Here is a 16,904-nt window from a genome sequence, read left to right as displayed (position 1 = left end):
CCTAGGCCAGCGCGTCGCCCAGCGCATCCTGCACCGCGGTGAGCAAAGATCCGTTGTCCACCAGGACACGAACCGCCTCAATCTCCGGCGCCAGGTACCGGTCGGTGCCAGGTCCTTCGACCACCTGACGGACGGCCGCGCGCACCGCGTGCGGCCCGACTGCACTGCGCGAGGTGGCCAGACCGCCGTCGCGCATGTCCAGGGCACGCGCCGAGGTGAGGATCTCGATGGCCAGCACCCGCGTCAGCCCGTCCAGTGCGCGGCGGAGTTTGAGACCGGCTGACCAGCCCATCGACACGTGGTCTTCCTGCATCGCCGAGGAGGGGATGGAATCCACTGAGGCGGGGTTTGCGAGCCGCTTCAGTTCGGACACAATCCCGGCCTGCGTGTACTGGGCAATCATGTGGCCGGAGTCGACACCCGGATCATGCGCAAGGAACGGGTTCAGACCGTGGTTGCGGGCCTTGTCCAGGAAACGGTCGGTGCGGCGTTCGCTCATGGAAGCCACATCGGCGACGGCGATCGCCAGGAAATCGAGTGCGTACCCTACGGGGGCGCCATGGAAATTGCCGTTGGACTCCACCCGACCGTCAACGGTCACCACCGGGTTGTCGATGGCCGATCCCAGTTCGATGGCAGCCACCGATTCGACGTAGGCAAGCGTTGACCGCGCGGCGCCATGGACCTGCGGGGCGCAGCGCAGCGAATAGGCGTCCTGCACCCGGGTGCTGCGGTGTTCGCTGAGTTCACTGGCCGAATGCTGCTGGATCAGCGGCGACCCCGCCAGGAGCCGTCGGATGTTCGCGGCCGAGGATATCTGGCCCGGGTGGGGGCGGAGCGCGTGGATATCGGCGGCAAACACGCTGTCCGTTCCGAGGAGTCCCTCAACGCTCATGGCCGCGGCGAGATCGGCGGTTTTCAGGAGCCGGTGGAGGTCCGCCGAGGCCATGATCAGCATGCCGAGCATCCCGTCAGTGCCGTTGATCAGGGCGAGCCCTTCCTTTTCGCGTAGCTCCACCGGGGTGATCCCCGCGGCGGCCAACGCCTGCGCGGCGGGCAGCAGGACGCCGTCGTTGTCCCGCACGTCCCCCTCACCCATCAGGGCGAGCGCTATGTGCGAGAGCGGGGCCAGATCGCCGGAACAGCCCAGCGACCCGTACTCGCCAACCACCGGAGTGATTCCCGCGTTGAGGAGTGCGGCGTAAGTCCGGGCCACCAGCGGGCGGACCCCGGTGCGTCCGGTAGCCATCGTCGAGAGCCGCCCGAGCATCAGGCCGCGCACCACCTCGCGGTCCACCTCGGCGCCGGAGGACGCGGCATGGCTGCGGATCAGGCTTCGCTGCAACTGGGTGCGCTGCGCTACCGGGATATGCGTGGTGGCCAGGGCGCCGAAACCGGTGGACACGCCGTAATGAGGGATGGGGTCGTTGACCAGCTCCTCGATCACCTGCCGGGACGCTTTCATCGCGAGGATGGACTCCTCAAGGATGCTGACCTTGGCGCCATGCCGCGCCACCGCGACGACGTCGTCCGGCCGAAGGGCGCCGACGCCCACGTTGACGGTCTGGGTACTGCCCACCTGGGACCCGCTTTCACAAGAAGTCTTGCCAATGAATGAAAAGAGCGTTTCAATAAGTGAAATGCATTATGACCAGCAATGCAAGACCCAGCTTCAAAAGGAGGCACCAGATGGCCGACGCATCGACCCGCACCGTTGAACGCGCGTTACTCCTCCTCGGCACCGTGTGTGACCGGGGTGTGGTCAGCCTGGCCGACGCGGCCCGGGACGCCACGCTCTCAGCCTCCACAGCATTGCGACTGCTTCGCACCCTCGAGTCCACCGGCTTCGTCCGGAAGGACGACGACGGGTACCGGCCGGGGATGCGCATCGTCCAGCTCGGCGCCCAGGCGCTCAGCCACGAGTCCCTGGTCTCGCTGGCGGGGGCAGCCCTGGACCGGCTGGTCGGCGGGACGGGGGAGTCCGCCTACCTGAACGTCCCCGCCGATGACGGCCACGGCATCTACATTGCCGTGCGCGAAGGAACCCACTCGGTCCGACACACCAGCTGGGTGGGTCGTCGCATTCCCCTGACCGGGACCGCCGCCGGCAAGGTCCTCGCCGGGGAGGCTCCGTCATGCGGCTACGTCGTGGTCCGCAACGGTATTGAACCCGACGTCACCGCTGTCGCCGCCCCGGTGATGATCGGTGACCGGATCGCCGCCTCGCTCAGCGTGGTGGTTCCCAGTTACCGCATCAGCGAGCAACAGGCCGACACGCTCGGCGAACTGGTCGCAGCCGAAGCCTGCAGCATCCTCAACACGTCCACCGCCACCCCCGCTCCCGGCGGCACCCACCCGGGAGACACCGAAATTCAGGGAGAATCCGCATGAGCAAGTCGTTCACCCAGCACGACCCAACCCGTTCCATCCGCGCGGCGCGGGGCACCACCCTCACCGCCAAGAGCTGGCAGACCGAGGCGCCCCTGCGCATGCTCATGAACAACCTGGACCCCGAAGTCGCCGAACGCCCCGAGGACCTGGTGGTCTACGGCGGCACCGGCCGTGCCGCACGCAGCTGGGAAGCCTACGACGCCATCGTCCGATCCCTCGAGGACCTCGAAGACGACGAGACACTCCTGGTGCAGTCCGGCAAGCCCGTCGGTATCTTCCGCACCAACACGTGGGCCCCACGCGTCCTGCTGGCCAACTCCAACCTGGTGGGGGACTGGGCCACCTGGCCCGAATTCCGGAAGCTCGAAGCCGAGGGCCTGATGATGTACGGACAGATGACCGCCGGATCGTGGATCTACATCGGTACCCAGGGCATCCTGCAGGGCACCTACGAGACCTTCGCCGCAGTCGCCCGCAAACTGGGCAAGTCCCCGACCGCCACCCTCGCCGGCACGCTGACCCTGACCGCCGGTTGCGGTGGCATGGGCGGCGCCCAGCCGCTCGCGGTCACCTTGAACGGCGGAGCGGTGCTGATTGTTGACGTCGACCGGGCCCGCCTTGAGCGCCGCGCCGCCAAACGCTACCTCGACGTCGTCGCCACCGACCTGGAAGACGGCCTGCGCCAAGTGCTGGCAGCCAAAGAGGAGAAACGCGCACTGTCGGTCGGGGTCGTCGGGAATGCCGCCGAAGTCTTCCCCGAACTGCTGCGCCGCCACCTGGCCGGGAAGCTCACCATCGACATTGTCACCGACCAGACGTCGGCGCACGATCCGCTGAGCTACCTGCCGGAGGGCATGTCAACCGAAGAGTGGGACCGGGAGGCGAAGGGCGATCCCGACGGGTTCACCAAAAAGGCGCAGACCTCAATGGCTCACCATGTCGAGGCGATGGTCGGCTTCCAGGACGCCGGCGCCGAAGTCTTCGATTACGGCAACTCCATCCGCGACGAGGCCCGCCAGGGCGGCTACGCGCGGGCCTTCGAGTTTCCCGGCTTTGTCCCCGCCTACATCCGGCCCTTGTTCTGCGAGGGAATGGGGCCGTTCCGCTGGGTGGCGCTCTCCGGCGATCCCGCCGATATTGCCGTTACCGATGCCGCGCTGAAGGAGCTGTTCCCCGGGAACGAGCACCTGCACCGCTGGCTCGACGCCGCCGGGGACCTGGTCGAGTTCGAAGGCCTGCCGGCACGGATCTGCTGGCTCGGCTACGGCGACCGCGCCAAAGCCGGGCTGCTGTTCAACCAGCTGGTCGCCGACGGCAGGGTATCCGCGCCCATCGTGATCGGGCGCGACCACCTCGACTCCGGGTCCGTGGCGTCCCCCTACCGGGAGACCGAGGCCATGGCCGACGGGTCCGACGCCGTCGCCGACTGGCCGCTCCTCAACGCGCTCCTGAACACGTCCTCGGGAGCCACCTGGGTCTCCATCCACCACGGCGGCGGGGTCGGCATCGGGCGTTCCATTCACGCCGGGCAGGTATCGGTGGCGGACGGTACCCCACTGGCTGCGGAGAAGCTGGAACGGCTGCTGACCAACGATCCCGGCATGGGCGTCATCCGCCACGTCGACGCCGGCTATCAGCGCGCGTCCGACGTCGCAGCGGAACGTGGGGTCCGTATCCCCATGGCAGACTGACAATCAACCGGCCCGGCACTTCTGCCCGCAGGCCCTGGAGAGGTTTTTATGACTACCGTAAGTGACATGCTCGGAGCCATTTCCGACGTCGGACGCGACTCCGTTCGGGGCGGGTATTCACGGCCGGTGTTCTCCATGGCCGAACTGGAGTTGCGCGAATGGTTCACCGCCGAAGCCACGAAACTCGGTATTGAGGTCAGCACCGACCGCAATGGGATCCTGTGGGGCTGGTGGGACGCCGAATCGGGGGACCGCACCGGCGCGCTGGTCACCGGCAGCCATCTGGACTCGGTACCCGGGGGTGGAGCGTTCGACGGGCCACTCGGCGTCGCCGCAGCCCTCGCCGCCGTTGACGTACTAAAGGAACGCGGCGTCGAACCCCGGCGCGGCCTCGCCGTGACCGTTTTTCCCGAAGAGGAAGGCTCCCGGTTCGGCGTAGCGTGTCTGGGGTCGCGCCTGCTCACCGGTGCCATCGACGCCGACCGGGTGCGGAACCTCAAGGACCCGGCAGGCAACACTTTCGCCGACGTCAGCCGCGCCCATGGGCTGGACCCGAAACACCTCGGGCGCGATGAGGAAGCGCTGCGGACCATCGGCGACTTCATTGAACTCCATGTCGAACAGGGCAGGGCCTTGATCGACCTGGACTCCCCGGTTGGCGTCGGCTCGTCCATCCTCGGCCACGGGCGCTGGCGGCTCACCGTCCAGGGTCAGGGCAACCACGCCGGCACCACCCTGATGGCCGACCGCGCCGATCCGATGGTCGTCGCCGCGCAGATCGTGCTCGCTATCCGCCGGACCGCCGCCAGCCAGGACGACGCCCGTGCCACGGTCGGGCGCCTGCAGCCGGTGCCGGGCGGGACCAACGTCATCGCCTCCCGCGTCGACCTCTGGCTCGACGTCCGCCACCCCGACGACTCGGTGACCGCGGCGCTGGTGGAATCCATCCATGGCCAGGCTCAGAAGGCCGCAGCCTTCGAAGGCTGCTCGGTCACCCTCACCGAGGAATCCTTCAGCAGCACCGTCCACTTCGACGCGCCCCTGCAACGCCAGCTCCAGAACTCCCTCCGCCGCACCACCTCCGAGCACCAGGTGCCCGCCCTGCCGACCGGCGCGGGCCACGACGCCGGCGTCCTGGCCGGCTACGTACCCTCCGGCATGGTCTACATCCGAAACCCGACGGGCATCAGCCACTCGCCGGAAGAGTTCGTTGAGGACACCGATGCAAACCTTGCCGCCAGCGCGCTCGCCGACGTACTGGAGGACCTGCTGTGATCACCTTCTGGTGCGAGCAGGCCTGGGTCGCTGGCCGGGGAATCCAGCCGCGCGTCCGCATCGAGGCCGACGACGGTGGCACCATCACCGCGGTGACGGCCGGCGTCGACGCCGCGCCGGCGGACCGCCGCGACCTCGCCGGGGTGGTTTTCCCCGCCGCGGCCAACGCCCACTCGCATGCCTTCCACCGGCTGCTTCGGGGACGGACCCACGACGACGGCGGCGACTTCTGGGGCTGGCGGGAAGAAATGTACCGCGCAGCGCGGCAACTGACTCCCGCCAGCTATGAACGGCTCGCCACGGCAGTCTTCACCGAGATGGTGGTCACCGGCTGGACCAGCGTCGCCGAATTCCACTATGTTCACCACCAGCCGGGCGGTGAACCCTACGGGCCCAACCGCGGTGACATCAACGGCGGTGACAAGCACGCCATGGAACTCGCCCTGTGCCGCGCGGCGGTCACCGCGGGAATCCGGCTGACCCTGCTGGACACCTGCTACCTCGCCGGGGGTATCGGAGCGCCACTGAAACCTGACCAGGAGCGGTTTGGCGACGCCGACGCCGACGCCTGGCTTCGCCGGTTCACCGACCTCCGCCGGAGCGTCGCCGAACAGTTCGAGCCAGCCTTCGTTACCGTCGGTGCTGCGCTGCACTCGGTTCGCGCGGTCCCCGAACAGGCACTCCGGACCCTCGCTGCAGGCCTTCCCGCCGATGTCCCCCTTCACATTCACCTGTCGGAACAACCGGCAGAAAATGCCGACTGCCTGAAGCATTACGGCACCACACCCACCGGACTGCTGCACCGGCACGGGCTGCTCACCGACCGACTCAGCGCGGTCCACGCCACCCATCTCACCCCCGAGGACATCACCCTGTTGGGAGCTGCGGGCACCACCGCAGTGATCTGCCCGACCACCGAGGCGGACCTCGCCGACGGCATCGGGCCAGCCCGCGCCCTTCGCGACGCCGGCGCCCGGATCGCCCTAGGCACTGACCAGCATGCGGTGATCGACCCGTGGCTGGAAATGCGGGCGCTCGAACACGGGGAACGGCTGGCCTCCGGGCACCGTGGACGGTTTGCCCCCGCCGACCTGCTGAACGCCGCAACCACCGGTGCGTCCCGCTCCATGGCTACCCCCGTGGCAGCCATCAGGGTAGGAAGTCCGTGCGACCTGGTCAGCATCGACCAAGCATCGCTGCGCACCGCCGGATCCGATCCCGCCCAGCTGCCGCTCACCGCCACGGCCGCCGACGTGACGGCCGTCGTCGTCGCCGGCCGGGTCATCGCCCTCGACGGGCAACACCTTGACCTTGGCGATCCGGCCGCCCTGCTGGCCGCCACCCTGAAGGGACACGGATGAGTACGCTGATCACCAACATCGGTGAACTGCTGACGCAGGACCGCGAGCAGGCCGTCCTGAAAGATGCTGCGGTGGTGTTTGAGGGGGAGCGGATCAGCTGGATCGGGGCCGCATCGGATGCGCCGGCCGCAGACGAAAGGGTCGACGCGGGCGGACGCGCCGGGCTCCCCGGCTGGGTGGACAGCCACACGCACCTCGTCTTCGCGGGAGACCGCACCGCCGAGTTCGAGGCCCGGATGGCGGGTGAAGTCTATGCGGCGGGCGGGATTGCCGTCACCACCAATGCCACCCGGGCAGCCTCGGACTACGACCTCACCCGGCTCCTGCTCGGTCGGGTCGCCGAAGCAAATGCGGGCGGCACCACTTACCTGGAGACCAAGACCGGGTACGGGCTCGACGTCGGCCACGAAGCCCGCAGCGCCCGCATCGCAGCCGGCGTCGTCGACGAGGTGACATACCTGGGTGCGCATCTGGTCCCGGCCGGGGTCGATCCGGAGGACTATGTCCGCCTGGTCTGCGGGCCGATGCTCGACGCCGTCCGCCCCTTTGTGACCTGGGCCGACGTGTTCTGCGAACGGGGCGCCTTCACCGCCGAGCAATCCCGGGAAATCCTTCGCACCTGCCGGGACAGCGGCCTGGGACTTCGCGTCCACGGAAACCAGCTGGGCCACGGCGAGGGAGTGCAACTCGCCGTCGAGTTCGGTGCCGCCAGCGTGGACCACGTAAACCACCTGACCGGGGCGGACCTCGACGCGCTCGCCGGCACCTGGTCCGGCTGGGACCCGGGCTCGGGCTCCGGCGTTCGCGGCACGGTGGCCACGTGCCTGCCGGCCTGCGACCTGTCCACCCGCCAGCCGTTGGCCCCAGGCCGCGAATTGCTGGACGCCGGGGTCGAGATTGCGCTGGCCTCCAACTGCAACCCCGGCACCTCGTACACCACCTCGATGGCCTACTGCGTGACCACGGCCGTCCTGCAGATGCGGCTGAGTGTTCACGAAGCCGTCCGGGCGGCTACCTTCGGCGGCGCGCTGGCGCTGCACCGGGAGACAGGGGTCGACGACGACGGCCTCCGCGCGGTTGGGTCCCTCGCCGTCGGGCACCGGGCAGACCTGCAACTGCTGAACGCACCGGCTGCCACCCACCTGGCCTACCGGCCGGGGGTGCCGCTGACCCACGCCGTCTGGAAGCAGGGCGCCAGGATCGTCTGACCCCAGACCAACGACCATCTGCCCACCGGGACAAAACCTGGTGGGCAGATGATCGAGACAGGAAGGGAACGCGGAAGTACGCCGCTACTTCACGGCCCCCGCTGTGAGGCCACCGATCAGACGCTTCTCGATCAGCGCGAACAGGATGATCACCGGAATGATCGCGACAATTGAGATACCAAACACGTACTGCCACGAGGTGGCATACTGACCGATGAACTTTGTCAGTGCCACCGATAGCGGCTGATTCTCCGCGGTCGACATGATCACCAGGGAAGCCGCGAACTCGTTCCAGGAAGACACAAAGGTGAAGATGACGGCGGTGACAATGCCCGGCCAGACCAGGGGCAGATTGACCCTGAACATCACCGTCAGCTTCCCGGCGCCATCCAGCTGGGCAGCCTCGTCAATTTCTTTGGGAATCGCCGCGAAGAAGCTGTGCATGATCCACAGCGCGAAGGAGAGGTTGAACGCCGCGTTGATCAGAATCATGGCCAGCCAGGTGTCGTTGATCCCCAGCAGCAACATTTCACGAAACAGGCCGGCGGTCAGCACCGCTGGCTGCAGCATCTGGGTGACGATGACCAGGAACAAGAACACAGTCTTGCCCGGGAACCGGAACCTGGCCGTGTAGTACGCCGCGGGGGTGGCCACCAGAAGGACGAGGAGAGTCGCAAACACCGCAATGATGATCGTGGAGATCAGGTTGTAGGGCAACGGCGTTTCCGGGGTGCCCCACATGGTTGCATAGTTGCTCCACTGCAGGCCCTCGGTGGGGAAGTACGCGGGTGGCACAGAGAGGATTTCTGACCGGGTCTTCAGCGAGCCCACCAGCATGATGCCGTAGGGCAGCAGGAACACGAGTGCGACGATGGCGCCGATCACCATCCGGAGACCCATTTTGCGGCCGGAGACCTGATCGGCGCCGTACCGCTTCTGCCGTGCTTTCACTGGGGGCAGTGCTGAGCGTTCCGATTCGTTGAGCGTGGTCGTCGACATGCCTAGATCTCCTTCATCGGCTTGACGATTTTCACGTAAGCCGCAACGATCACGATGACGATGGCGAAGTTGACCACGCTGAGGGCACTGGCAATGTCCACTCGCCGATCAAACTGCAACACCTTGAAGATGTAGGTCATGAGGGTATCCGCCTGATACCCGGGGATCGATCCAGTGATAATCCTGAGGATCGGGAGGTTGTTGAACACGTTGATGATGTTGATCAGGACCGCCACGGCAAGAGCCCCCCGAAGCTGAGGCAGCACAATGCTGAAGTAGGTGCGGAAAGGCCCGGCCCCGTCCATCTTGGCTGCCTCGAGGGCGTCCTCCGGAACTGACTGCAAGCCAGCGAGCAACGTATAGGCAGTGAACGGGATTGACACGAACACCGCCACAATGATCGCCACTCCGAGAGCCGGCAGGACATTTTTGGTGAATCCATACGGCGAGTCGAGGATCCCGATGTCCACCATGAAGGTGTTCATAATCCCGTAGTTGCTGTCGAGGCCGTAATAGAACACGGTGGTGGTCATCACCACGCTGGCCGCCCAGGGAACAACTACTGCCATCCTGACAAAGGTACGGCCGGGAAAGGGCTTGTTCAGGAACTGGGCCAGGATCAGTGAGAGGAGCACTGTCAGCGATACCACCACCACCACCCAGACCACTGTGTTCAGCAGCACGCGCGGCAGGTTTGGATCAGAGAACACATCAGCGAAATTGGCGAACCCTGCGGAGCCCTGATCGATACCGCTCTGGCTGATTTCCCGTGTGGAGTTGTAGATCATGAACCCCGCGGGGAAGATCACGATCGCGAAGATCAGAAGGAGGACGGGCCCAATCCAGGGGAGGGCGGCAGGCAGACCGTCGGAATTTTGTTTGCGGCGTTTGCGTCCAGGTGATGTGGACTGGCCAGCCAACACGGGCTGTGCGCTCATCGTAAATAGCTCATATCTCTACCGCCAATGGTTATGGGCCGGCGCCGGTGCGGGCCGTGATGGACCGCACCGGCGCCGGCTGCTGGCTACTCGGCTGCTGCGTCAGCTTCCGCTTGAATCTGCTCGAGCACTTCTGCTGGTTCCATCCCTTGTCCAAGCTGGCCAAACAGGCTCTTGAACGCGCCATCGGTGGCGTTCCAGGCCGGGTTGGAGGTCGGGTAGAACACTGCACTCGGCAGCATGTCCAGGAACGGCGCCAGGGTTTCATCGCCGGACATCTGATCGGCACCGGAAATGGTGGTCGGCAGGAACCCTTCGGCGCTGACCCATTCGACGTAGTTGTCCTCGGCGAAGAAGAAGTCCATGAACGCGGTCACGGCCTCGGCCTTGTCGCCGTCGTTCTTGAACGACATCAGCCGGTCTGCGACACCCAGTGTCGCGGGCTCACCTGTCGCGGTGGGGATGTTCGCCAAACCGTAGTTCAGGTCAGGGTTTTCGGCTTCGATCTGGCCGACGGTCTGTGGCAGACCGTAAACCATTCCAATCTGGCCCTGGATGAACACGTTGATCATCGGGGTGCGTTGGGTGGCTCCCGGATCGGACTGGGTCAGTCCGTCGTCAATCATGCGTTTCATGAACTCGACTGCCTCGAGGTTTTCAGGCGTATCAACGGTGATTTCGTTTTCATCGCCGAATCCACCGCCATTGCCAGCCATCCAGATCAGTGCTTCACCCTGGGCTTCTTCGGAGCCGAGTGGCATGCCGTAACCGGGGGTTCCGGTCTCGGTGATAGCGTCAGCGGCATCGTAGAGCTCGTCCCAGGTGGTGGGTGCACCGTCAACGCCGGCTTCTTCGAACAGGTCCTCGTTGTAGAACATGGCCCGTGCGGACGCCAGCAACGGCAGGGCGTACTGGGTCCCGTCAAACTCCTCGTTGACCGCGAAGGACTCCTGGAAGTCTTCGAGAGTTTCGGGTGAGGCGATTTCCTCGGCCGGGTACAGCAGCCCTTCCTCGGCGAAGGCCGCAAAAGCGCCACCGTTGTAGATGTCCGGTGCCTCGCCGGCCTGGATCTGGGTGTTCAGGACCGACTCAAGGTTCTCCCACGATTCGACCTGAAGGTTGACCGAGATGTCCTCGTTGGCGGCCTCGAACTCCTCGATGACGCCTTCCCATAGAGCCCTGCTGTTGTCGGAATAGCTGGGTACCAGCAGGTCCAGGGAGGTGCTGCCTTCTGCGTCTCCGCCGGAATCCTCACCGCCAAAGCCGCAAGAGGTGAGCAAGAGACCGGCAGCCGCAACGCTTGCGACAACTCCGGTACGGATGGATTTCTTCATGGTTTCCTCGTTTTTCCAAAGGTGGTGCAGCTGCTAGAGCTGTCACAGGAATACTTGCAACAAGTTGACGGTATTGAGCTCAGAATGAGCATTACTGTTCATCCATTGTGGAACGATACTCGCGTGATCCACGTCTCACGTCAAGCTGATGCGGGAATTGAAATCTGAGCGTTACAAGACGCGCACTGCCCAAAACGTTCCAGGGATGGTTAGATTGGTACTGATTGCTTTACCTCTTGAAACGTCACACCTAATCACTCGCGGACTAGCCGCGGCCACCGTGAAGGAGCGCCAGATGTCCCATCCCACCCCCGAGGCACCCGGTGCCCCAGCCCCCGCCGGGGCACACATGGACCGGGAGCTTCACTCCCAGCCAGCGGTCTGGCGACAGGCGATCGATCAGGCGATGGCCGAGGATCTCCTCCCGAAAGACGGCGACCGGGTGGCCGTCGTCGGCTGTGGCACGTCCTGGTTCATGGCGCAAAGCTACGCCGCTGCACGCGAAGGCGCCGGCAAAGGACTGACCGATGCGTTCGCTGCTTCCGAAGCGTCGGTCGTGGCAGGCCGCGGCTACGACGCGGTGGTCGCCATCTCCCGCTCAGGCACCACCACCGAGGTGCTGGAATTGATGAGGTCCTTGCAGGGCACGCTGCGGATGATCGCCGTGATCGGCGATGTCGATTCGCCCGCCATCGGGCTCGCCGACGCCGTCGTCGCCCTGCCCTACGCCGACGAGCAGTCGGTGGTGCAGACCCGGTTCGCCACTGCGGCGCTCGTCTATCTGCTCACCTCAGTGGGGATCGACCTGGAGCCAGCGTTGACCGACGCTGCGGCCGCCCTGGCAGCAGAGGTCAGTCCCCGGCTGCTCGACGCCGAACAGTTCACCTTCCTCGGCACGAACTGGACGGTGGGCCTTGCCCACGAGGCCGGACTGAAAATGCGCGAGGGCGTCCAGGGTTGGACCGAGTCCTACCCGGCGATGGAATACCGCCACGGTCCCATCTCGATCGCCGCACCGGGGCGGGTCGTGTGGCTCTTCGGTGCGGACATCCCTGGCCTCGCCGACGACGTCGCCCCCACCGGAGCCGACTATGTCTACACCGGGCGCCACCCCTTGGCTGATCTCGCCCTGATCCACAAAATCACCCTGGAGCGGGCGAGGGCACGGGGCCTGGATCCTGACCTGCCGCGCAACCTGACCCGCTCGGTCATTCTCGACTCCGCAGCCACCCACGATTCGTAGTCCCGGCGTGAGCACCATCGACCCAACGTCGACGCCGGAGCCAGCCACCGGTCCCGGCCAGGACCTGGTGCTGGCCATCGACGTGGGTGGCACCGATCTGAAGTCGGCACTCGCAGATCCTGCGGGGACCCTGACCGATATCCGACGCACCGCCACCCCGGCCATCTCCGGGGTGCCGGGCGAAAGCATCGTTGAGCGGTCGGCCGGGTTGCTCGCCGAGTATCGGGCGGCCTGGCCGGCGAAGACCATCGGAGCCATCGGATTGATCGCGCCGGGCCTGGTCGATGAGGTCAACGGCGTCGGCATCTATTCTGCGAACCTGGGGTGGCGGGACTTTCCCTTCGCTGACCGGCTGCGGCGCGCCACTGGTCTGCCGGTCAGCTACGCTCACGACGTCGGCGCCGCCGGAGACGCAGAAATGCGCTTTGGGGCGGCCCGCGGGCTGGACGACGTCGTGGTGATCATTGTTGGCACCGGTATTGCCGGTGCCGTGTTCTGCGACGGTAAGCGGGTCCTCGGGGGCGGCTATGCCGGCGAACTGGGCCATGCCCAGGTGCCGGGCGGCCTGGACTGTACCTGCGGACTCCGGGGCTGCCTGGAAACCATCGGGTCGGCCGGTGCAATCGCCCGCCGCTACTCCGAACTCACCGGGCAGACCGTGCCCGGCGCCCGGGAGGTGTTCGCCGCAGCGGCTGCTGGGGACCCGGCAGGCCGCCGGGTAATCGATGACGCCATCACCGCTTTGGCGTTCAGCATTGCCCAATTGGTGGCGATCCTCGGCACCGAGGCGGTTGTCATTGGCGGCGGTCTGGCCCAGGCCGGTGCTGCGTTGCTTGATCCGCTGCGCCTGCGGGTCAAGCAGAACCTTTCCTTCCATCGCCACCCCGTCCTGCTCGCGGCCCAGATGGGTCAGGATGCAGGACTCATCGGGGCAGCGTTGCGTGCCCGCGGCCTGCTGGACGCGCCATGACACTGCACCTCCGCGGCCACGTCCTCACGGTGACCGCGAACCCGGCCATCGACCTGACCTATGCGGTCCCGCGGCTCATTCCCGGAGCCTCCCACCGCGTCTCGGCGCCGCTGCAGCGGGCTGGCGGTAAGGGACTGAACGTGGCAAGAGTGGTGCATCAGACCGGGTACCCGGCTCTCGCCGTGGCGCCCGTCGGGGGGACAGCCGGCGCCGAATTCAGCTCCGAACTCTCGGCCAGCGGCGTGCCTTACGCCCTGACCGAGGTGGCGGCGGCCACCCGGCGGAGCATGGCCTTTGTCGACAGGGAGGCAGGGCAGACCAGCATCTTCAATGAAGCAGGACGACCGCTGGCCGCCACCGAGTGGAATGCCCTGAGTGTGCTGGTGGAAGAAAACCTCACTGGCGCCGGGGTGCTCGTGGGAGCCGGCAGCCTGCCAGAGGGAGCGCCAGCCGATTTTTATCCAGCGCTGGTCCGCCAGGCACAAGCGCACGGAATTCCGTGCATCATCGACACCTCCGGCATTGCCCTCCTGACCGCGGCTGACGCTGGTGCCGATGTGCTGAAACCCAACCACCATGAACTTCTGGAAGCGACCGGAGCGGCAACCATTGCCGACGGCGCCCAGATGTTGCTGGACCGCGGCGCGGGAACCGTAGTGGTCAGCTGCGCCGAGGCCGGCATGTACCTGTACCGGACGGGACAACCACCCCAGCAGGCGTCGCTACCCCGGGTGGACGGCAACCCGACGGGGGCCGGGGATGCGGCGGTAGCGGCGCTCGCCGTCGTACTCGCTGCCGGCATCACCTCCGCGGAAACCCTGCTGCGGCTCGCCGTTGCGTGGTCGGCCGCCGCGGTCCTGATGCCAGCCGCCGGCGAGTTGCACCCCAGCTACCCGGACCTGGAACCGGCAGTCACCGTCACCCAGCATCACCTACCCGAGCAGGAGTCCCGCGCATGACCCTCACACCGACAGGCGAACTGATGGCTGCGGCTACAGCCGCGGGAACCGGGATTGGCGCGTTCAACGTCATCCAGCTGGAAACCGCCGAGGCGCTGGTAGCCGGGGCCGAAGCGGCGGGGCTGCCCGTGATTCTCCAAATTTCCGAGAACTGCGTCAACTACCACCGCAGGCTGGAACCGATCGCTCTCGCCACCCTTGCCATCGCCCGCGCCGCCCTGGTGCCGGTCGCAGTGCATCTGGATCACGCTGAAGATCCTGAGCTGGCGTTCGCCGCGGTGGACCTGGGCTTCGGATCGGTGATGTACGACGGCGCCGCCCTGGACTTCGACGAGAATGTTGCCACCACCACCCGCGTGGCCACCTACGCCCGGGAACGCGGCGTGTATGTGGAAGCCGAACTCGGCAAGGTCGGCGGAAAGGACGGCGCTCACGCGCCGGGCGTCAGGACGGACCCGGGGGAGGCCGCCGCCTTTGTGGCCGCCACGGGTGTCGACGCGCTCGCCGTCGCCGTCGGCTCCTCCCACGCGATGACTCAGCGCAGCGCCGAACTGGACCTGGTCCTGATCGCGGCCCTGAACTCAGTGCTCGATGTGCCGCTGGTCCTGCACGGGTCGTCTGGGGTTTCTGACGACGTTATCGCTGCAGCGATCCGGGCCGGGATGACCAAAATCAATGTCTCCACGCACCTGAACAGTCTCTCCACCCGGGCCGTTCGCCTGTACCTGGACCACAATCCGACAATCGTCGACCCGCGGAAGTATATCGGGGCCGGGCGTGCTGCCATCGAATCGGAAACCGCACGCCTGCTCACCCTCTTCGCTACTGCCGGCCCGGTCGCTGCGGCAGCCACCATCAACGGGAACGGGCCAGCGGGATGAAACGCGCGGAACGGCTCAGCGCCATCCTTGACCTACTCTCCGAAGCCACCCAGGTGGAAGTCGACGAAATAGTCAGCAAGCTCAAAGTCTCACCGGCCACCGCCCGGCGGGACCTGGACAGCCTCGCGGAGCAGCGGTTGCTGACCCGCACACACGGTGGGGCCACCATCGAAACCGTCGCCTACGATCTGCCCGGGCGCTACAACAAGGACGTCCACGCCGAGGAGAAGCGTGCGATCGCGCAGGCCGCAAGCGACCTCATCCCCAAGGGAGCGGTGATCGGGCTCTGCGGCGGGACCACCAGCACGGCAATCGCCTCGGCGCTCAGCAAACGCAGCGACCTGATGGAACCGTCAAACAAGCCAACGCTCACCGTCGTCACCAACGCCATCAACATTGCAGCCCAGCTCGCTGTCCGGCCCAACTTCAAAATCATGGTCACCGGTGGCATCGTCAACCCCCGCTCCTATGAACTGGTGGGTTCGTATGCTGACGCGGTGCTGCAGCGGGTGGCCCTCGACCTGGCGTTTGTCGGAGTCAACGGGCTGGACCCGGTCGTCGGGCCCACCATCAGCGACGAGGGTGAAGCCGCGGTCAACGCAATGGTCGCCAAACGCGCCGCCAAGGCCTACGTTGTCGCGGACTCGTCGAAGATCGGCACCCGATGCTTCGCGACCATGACCGGCTACACCTTCAGCAATCTGATCACCGACTCAGGAATCACCGCCGCTCAGCGGCGGTCGTTCGAAGAGCATGGGACCACCGTTATCGTCGCCCCGAAGCTGGGTGCCGACTAGCCCCAAGGATCGCCCACTAGGATGGCTGGCATGTCCACCGAGATACCCAAGGCGTCCACGACGTCGACGCCGGACGATGTCAACCGGTCGGCCCCCGTCCAACGTCGGCGGATCACCGCCGAGATAGCGATTGTGCTCGGACTTTCCCTCGGGCAATCGGCTGTCTACGCGGTGGTCAACCTGCTCGACAAGCTCAGCCAGGCGCCGCTCGCTGCGCAGACCACCCGGCTGAATCCGGTCCTGAATGACCGCCAGTACTTCGACCTCACCTACCAGCTGCTCGGCATCTTCTTCGCGCTGGTTCCGGTGTTCCTGGTGCTATTCCTCCTGACGGAACCGGGAAAGTCGGCGTTCCGCACCCTGGGATTCACTTTCAGCCGGCCACGGGTCGATTTCGGCCTGGGGTTCGGCCTGGCGATGGTCATCGGGGTCGGCACGCTCGGCGTCTACGCGGCGGGGCGTGCGCTGGGGATCACGACGGCAATCGAGCCCGCTGCGCTCGACGCCTACTGGTGGACCGTGCCCGTCCTGATTCTCTCGGCGCTGCGTCACGCAGTGGTCGAAGAGGTCATTGTGGTGGGATACCTGTTTCACCGGCTGAAGCAGCTGGGCTGGTCAATGCCGGTCATTATCATCACCAGTGCCCTGCTCCGGGGCAGCTACCACCTGTATCAGGGCTTCGGGCCGTTTATCGGCAATGTCCTGATGGGTCTGATCTTTGGATATGCCTACACCCGGAGCAAACGGGTGATGCCCCTGGTCATCGCCCACGCCCTGCTCGATATCGCCGGGTTTGTAGGCTTCGCCCTCTTTGGATCGGCGATTGGTATCGGCGACTAGTCGCGTGGCGACTTGTC

At 66.1% G+C, this 16,904-nt stretch carries 15 protein-coding genes; 11 read left to right on the top strand and 4 right to left on the bottom strand.

Features of this window, described 5'->3' with window-relative positions; genetic code table 11:
* Position 1: 1 nt before the first annotated feature.
* On the bottom strand, positions 2-1,579 hold the full coding sequence (hutH, locus tag ACX80T_RS09080; RefSeq protein WP_024476928.1) for a histidine ammonia-lyase: 1,578 nt from the start codon (positions 1,577-1,579) through the stop codon (positions 2-4).
* 110 nt (positions 1,580-1,689) lie between these two features.
* Between hutH and ACX80T_RS09075 the strand changes: the two genes are divergently transcribed.
* Genes ACX80T_RS09075 through ACX80T_RS09055 form a run of 5 tightly spaced genes read left to right on the top strand, consistent with a single transcriptional unit; the run spans position 1,690 to position 7,926 of the window.
* Positions 1,690-2,391: an IclR family transcriptional regulator gene (locus ACX80T_RS09075; RefSeq protein WP_459304219.1), complete on the top strand. Its 702-nt coding sequence runs from the start codon at positions 1,690-1,692 to the stop codon at positions 2,389-2,391.
* Entirely contained in the window at positions 2,388-4,082 is a 1,695-nt protein-coding gene (gene hutU, locus ACX80T_RS09070) for a urocanate hydratase (protein WP_019483557.1), read from the top strand. The genes ACX80T_RS09075 and hutU overlap by 4 nt, the downstream gene beginning before the upstream one ends.
* Before the next feature lie 48 nt (positions 4,083-4,130).
* Positions 4,131-5,357, top strand: a complete 1,227-nt coding sequence (locus ACX80T_RS09065; RefSeq protein ID WP_459304218.1) for an allantoate amidohydrolase — start codon at positions 4,131-4,133, stop codon at positions 5,355-5,357.
* Positions 5,357-6,718: a formimidoylglutamate deiminase gene (locus ACX80T_RS09060; protein ID WP_459304261.1), complete on the top strand. Its 1,362-nt coding sequence runs from the start codon at positions 5,357-5,359 to the stop codon at positions 6,716-6,718. Before ACX80T_RS09065 ends, ACX80T_RS09060 begins: the two co-directional genes overlap by 1 nt.
* On the top strand, positions 6,715-7,926 hold the full coding sequence (locus ACX80T_RS09055) for an amidohydrolase family protein (RefSeq protein ID WP_116778562.1): 1,212 nt from the start codon (positions 6,715-6,717) through the stop codon (positions 7,924-7,926). The genes ACX80T_RS09060 and ACX80T_RS09055 overlap by 4 nt, the downstream gene beginning before the upstream one ends.
* A gap of 84 nt (positions 7,927-8,010) precedes the next feature.
* Here ACX80T_RS09055 and ACX80T_RS09050 read toward each other — a convergent pair whose 3' ends face one another.
* The 3 genes from ACX80T_RS09050 to ACX80T_RS09040 all read right to left on the bottom strand — a co-directional run bounded on the left by ACX80T_RS09050 (position 8,011) and on the right by ACX80T_RS09040 (position 11,197).
* Positions 8,011-8,925: a carbohydrate ABC transporter permease gene (locus ACX80T_RS09050; RefSeq protein ID WP_196867292.1), complete on the bottom strand. Its 915-nt coding sequence runs from the start codon at positions 8,923-8,925 to the stop codon at positions 8,011-8,013.
* Positions 8,926-8,927: 2 nt separating this feature from the next.
* Positions 8,928-9,863: a carbohydrate ABC transporter permease gene (locus tag ACX80T_RS09045; protein ID WP_459304217.1), complete on the bottom strand. Its 936-nt coding sequence runs from the start codon at positions 9,861-9,863 to the stop codon at positions 8,928-8,930.
* An 86-nt stretch (positions 9,864-9,949) separates the two neighbouring features.
* Positions 9,950-11,197 carry an extracellular solute-binding protein gene (locus ACX80T_RS09040; protein WP_116778561.1) on the bottom strand — a complete coding sequence of 416 codons (1,248 nt, stop codon included), beginning with the start codon at positions 11,195-11,197 and terminating at the stop codon, positions 9,950-9,952.
* A gap of 295 nt (positions 11,198-11,492) precedes the next feature.
* On the opposite strand from ACX80T_RS09040, the gene ACX80T_RS09035 reads away from it, so the two are divergent.
* Genes ACX80T_RS09035 through ACX80T_RS09010 form a run of 6 tightly spaced genes read left to right on the top strand, consistent with a single transcriptional unit; the run spans position 11,493 to position 16,887 of the window.
* Positions 11,493-12,440, top strand: a complete 948-nt coding sequence (locus ACX80T_RS09035) for an SIS domain-containing protein (protein WP_116778560.1) — start codon at positions 11,493-11,495, stop codon at positions 12,438-12,440.
* 7 nt (positions 12,441-12,447) lie between these two features.
* On the top strand, positions 12,448-13,410 hold the full coding sequence (locus ACX80T_RS09030; RefSeq protein WP_459304216.1) for an ROK family protein: 963 nt from the start codon (positions 12,448-12,450) through the stop codon (positions 13,408-13,410).
* Complete coding sequence (locus ACX80T_RS09025; RefSeq protein ID WP_459304215.1) at positions 13,407-14,369, top strand: 1-phosphofructokinase family hexose kinase; 963 nt, start codon at positions 13,407-13,409, stop codon at positions 14,367-14,369. The genes ACX80T_RS09030 and ACX80T_RS09025 overlap by 4 nt, the downstream gene beginning before the upstream one ends.
* Positions 14,366-15,250, top strand: coding sequence for a class II fructose-bisphosphate aldolase (locus ACX80T_RS09020; RefSeq protein ID WP_116778559.1), 885 nt, complete (start codon positions 14,366-14,368; stop codon positions 15,248-15,250). Before ACX80T_RS09025 ends, ACX80T_RS09020 begins: the two co-directional genes overlap by 4 nt.
* The gene (locus ACX80T_RS09015; protein WP_116778558.1) at positions 15,247-16,047 is read left to right on the top strand and encodes a DeoR/GlpR family DNA-binding transcription regulator; all 801 of its coding nucleotides are present in this window, start codon (positions 15,247-15,249) and stop codon (positions 16,045-16,047) included. The genes ACX80T_RS09020 and ACX80T_RS09015 overlap by 4 nt, the downstream gene beginning before the upstream one ends.
* A 30-nt stretch (positions 16,048-16,077) precedes the next feature.
* Positions 16,078-16,887 carry a CPBP family intramembrane glutamic endopeptidase gene (locus ACX80T_RS09010; protein WP_459304214.1) on the top strand — a complete coding sequence of 270 codons (810 nt, stop codon included), beginning with the start codon at positions 16,078-16,080 and terminating at the stop codon, positions 16,885-16,887.
* The last annotated feature ends 17 nt before the right edge of the window (positions 16,888-16,904 follow it).

The sequence above is a fragment of the Arthrobacter sp. Sr33 genome, assembly GCF_054511195.1.
This window is presented reverse-complemented; position numbering and strand designations above follow the sequence as displayed.

Bases quoted from the DNA above. Each gene is read 5' to 3' on its own strand.
- ACX80T_RS09075 (WP_459304219.1), top strand. From the start codon at position 1,690: ATGGCCGACGCATCGACCCGCACCGTTGAACGCGCGTTACTCCTCCTC.
- hutU (WP_019483557.1), top strand. From the start codon at position 2,388: ATGAGCAAGTCGTTCACCCAGCACGACCCAACCCGTTCCATCCGCGCG.
- ACX80T_RS09065 (WP_459304218.1), top strand. From the start codon at position 4,131: ATGACTACCGTAAGTGACATGCTCGGAGCCATTTCCGACGTCGGACGC.
- ACX80T_RS09055 (WP_116778562.1), top strand. From the start codon at position 6,715: ATGAGTACGCTGATCACCAACATCGGTGAACTGCTGACGCAGGACCGC.
- ACX80T_RS09050 (WP_196867292.1), bottom strand. From the start codon at position 8,925: ATGTCGACGACCACGCTCAACGAATCGGAACGCTCAGCACTGCCCCCA.
- ACX80T_RS09045 (WP_459304217.1), bottom strand. From the start codon at position 9,863: ATGAGCGCACAGCCCGTGTTGGCTGGCCAGTCCACATCACCTGGACGC.
- ACX80T_RS09040 (WP_116778561.1), bottom strand. From the start codon at position 11,197: ATGAAGAAATCCATCCGTACCGGAGTTGTCGCAAGCGTTGCGGCTGCC.
- ACX80T_RS09035 (WP_116778560.1), top strand. From the start codon at position 11,493: ATGTCCCATCCCACCCCCGAGGCACCCGGTGCCCCAGCCCCCGCCGGG.
- ACX80T_RS09025 (WP_459304215.1), top strand. From the start codon at position 13,407: ATGACACTGCACCTCCGCGGCCACGTCCTCACGGTGACCGCGAACCCG.
- ACX80T_RS09020 (WP_116778559.1), top strand. From the start codon at position 14,366: ATGACCCTCACACCGACAGGCGAACTGATGGCTGCGGCTACAGCCGCG.
- ACX80T_RS09015 (WP_116778558.1), top strand. From the start codon at position 15,247: ATGAAACGCGCGGAACGGCTCAGCGCCATCCTTGACCTACTCTCCGAA.
- ACX80T_RS09010 (WP_459304214.1), top strand. From the start codon at position 16,078: ATGTCCACCGAGATACCCAAGGCGTCCACGACGTCGACGCCGGACGAT.